This is a genomic window from Bartonella sp. MU70NMGDW, from assembly GCF_042194085.1.
Lineage (GTDB): Bacteria > Pseudomonadota > Alphaproteobacteria > Rhizobiales > Rhizobiaceae > Bartonella > Bartonella grahamii.
Window position 1 is genome coordinate 1 of sequence record NZ_JBHIMK010000153.1, and the last position, 3124, is coordinate 3124.

1 protein-coding gene and 1 pseudogene are annotated in these 3124 nt (G+C 39.3%); one reads left to right on the plus strand and one right to left on the minus strand.

Annotated elements, in window-relative coordinates; all coding sequences use genetic code 11:
• A pseudogene (locus ACFIKE_RS08975) lies at window positions 1-270 on the plus strand (5-(carboxyamino)imidazole ribonucleotide synthase); the annotation flags it as partial.
• A gap of 1001 nt (window positions 271-1271) precedes the next feature.
• Here the strand turns inward: ACFIKE_RS08975 and ACFIKE_RS08980 are convergent.
• Complete coding sequence (locus tag ACFIKE_RS08980) at window positions 1272-1394, minus strand: hypothetical protein (RefSeq protein ID WP_375625362.1); 123 nt, start codon at window positions 1392-1394, stop codon at window positions 1272-1274.
• Between the last annotated feature and the right edge of the window lie 1730 nt (window positions 1395-3124).

A 3124-nucleotide genomic window follows, 5' to 3' on the forward strand; every position in this document is an offset into this window, starting at 1 on the left:
GTCCATAATTCTGGTCATTGGACACAAAAAGCATGCATAACTTCACAATTTGAACAGCATATCCGTGCTATTTGCGGACTTCCCTTAGGCAGTCCCTATCGCCATAGCGATTGCCAAATGACAAATCTTCTTGGTAACAATTTAAGCACGTTAAAATATTTTCTCACACAAGAGCACACCTCGATCCATTTATATGGCAAAAGCACTGTTCACCCCCACCGCAAAATGGGGCATGTCATCCAATTAATGGGACCAGCCAACAAATCTTAACGCCCACATATAAAAACGCTTTTTCACCTAAGTGAAGACAGAAAAAACAACCTCTCCCTAACACCGATATCCAGCAGCTCAAATCGCGCGCCCCTAATTTAACTTGCCCCTGACAGGGCTTTCACACCCTCCTACAAGCCCAGCTCTTTGTAAAAACACCACCCCCTCATCCAAACCGCTTCATCCTACACGAACATCTCATCCACCCTCAAAAACAAATCTTCACCCCACACCGATTGACCATTCATACGGCTCAACAAGCGCGCCCCAACCCTTCTCACCCCGCTGACCCACCCAAAGCTCTGGTCCCCCTCCTCATCCAACACCGCCCCCTCGTCCAAAACCGCCCCCTCGTCCAACATGTTACCTCCAAGGCATCATTATTCCCCATGATAGAGGCAGCCCCTTCATTTTCCTTTTAATCTCAATCTTTAGGAAATAGACTGATCTATTGATCTATTGCGCCCATAGATACCAATCCCAACGATTGCGCTTTTATTGTCTCTAGCCTCTCTTCTTATGTTTATTTTTGCACAAAAGCATTTTCACAAAAGCATCGTTTTGTTTTCTCATAAAATCGCTGCAAAGAGGTAAAACGTATGACTCCACCCAAACAACTCTCGCAAACGCAGCCCAATATCAGCCAGAAGGTAGCCTCTTCAGCATAGAAACTTTCCTCTTTTTCTCCTCTCTTTTTTCCTTAACGAATAGAGGAGCTTCTCCTTTCGTTAATCCGCCCAACATCTTTCTCGAAAAAGCTTCCCTGAACTTCTCCCCAACGGCTTAATTTGCTTTTTTACAGATCAATTTTTCTTCTCTCACGCCCCCTCTCTTTTCAGCACATCCATTTTCGCACCTTTTAATCCTGTTAAAACAATAAATTATAAGACGCATCACCACCGTATAATGCTCATTGGTTTTATGGCATCTCTTTATTGCATCCCGCAGTTCTTTATAAACTCCTTTATCGTAAACGCACTTTGTTTACGCATACTCTATAATCAACCACAAAAGACTGTCTGTAACTCTCTATCCTGCTCAGCAATGACATTCGTCAAGATCAACCGACCCGCAACTTCACGAAGTTCCAATTTTTTCGCGCTGCAAGCTTCTTTCAAGAGCACCTAACAGCACCCTTAATTGACTAAATATAAATGTTTATTTTATGATCCTGATAAAGCTAAATTATACTTTTTAATACTATCATTTTAATACTATTATTACCTTTAAAACGCTCATTGTGCGAAAAAATACTTCATTTCTAACAATAATGAAAATAAGGAAGCAACTTTAAATGAGGCACAGTCTGTTCCTCCTCAAAAACGTAAAGGGGGTCCATTTAGACATATGTTGTTCCTCTTTCTTTTAACCTTTCGTAAACCCATTGTTTTCGTAACGAAAATCCTGTCGATAATCTTTTTATTAATGACAGGAATTCTTTGTCTAATATACCTCACAGGAGGAAGAGAAACACTGCCCCTATTGATCGGGATACCAATGCTCATTACGTCAGCTCTCTTTGGCATTTGCAACATGTATATAAATTGGTATTACGACATACTTTTATTACGTCTATCACCAGACAATGTGAAGCTTTCACTCTTTCAATAAACATCATCATAGACCACCCTTGGGAAGGTCAAATTTTTCTACAGCATGGATATTAAAAGGAATTCAAACTATCCACATTCAAGAGCCAAAGTGTATTCTCAGTATACTGTCTCTCTCACCGGATAATTTGAATTCCCCATCCGCTTGACAATATCCAGAAACCCACCCCACGTAGAAATACACGTAGAAATAATGGGGTTTCAAAGAAGCATAAGCTATTGCCTTCAAAGAGAAATTTATGCATAATCTTTCATTCTAACAGCACAGATTTAATCCCTCATTAAAAGAGCCAAGCGCTCCGCTCCGTTCTTAATCTCCACGTCAAAGATATAATTACAGGATATGATTACAGTACGAAGCTTATCCATTCCCAAACATCCTCTCACCCCTCACATAAAATAAAAAGCCTCAAACAGAAGACGCTTGTGTTACCAATTTACGCACTTATTTTAACACGCGCTTATTTTAAAGAAACGCTTATTTTAAAGAAACACTTGGCCAATGCACATTGCCACCACTTCAAAACCACCCCCCATCATAGAGCATAAAAGCTCTCGGGTAAAATCGCTTAAACATTCATAGTGCCCCACCCTTCTTCAAGCTTATGAAGCGTAAACGCCAGCCTCATCACACCGCTTTGCCAATCCCCAATGTTGCAACACTCTCTTGCACTTGAAAGGATTCATAAAGAACTGTTTTATTCCTTGATCTTCAAGTATTTTCATCCATACACCAATCCCGCTTGTGATATGCAAGCAGCAAATGCTATGAGATACACAGATTGGCAATGAGAAAACCATAATACTATGCGAGGCTCTTATTTGCTCTGAACAATAGAAATTTATCCTTAACAATTCATCCCATTTGTCATCATCATGCGGTTTATTTTCTAGGTTTTAAGAATAAGCCTTAAGAATATCATCACACACACTAACAAAAACACCTCATGGTATCAATTTTACATGAACCTTACTAAACGATGATATTTTACGGAAAAACAAGATTATTTTCTCATAAATGAGAAGCTTTTACTTGTTTCCACTTTTTATCCTTCTTTTTGCTTTTTACGAGAATATTTTTACCTTCAAGGCAACCATTAACACACCATAAGAAATGTATAATACACCCTTGACAAGAATAAGACTTCTTGTTAAATCTCCCTTACTTTTTTTGCAATTTTCACTTATTCGTTGTGCTAATGAAGTGTGTTAATGCGTACCTTAAGGGTGCGTTTTTCTTTTTG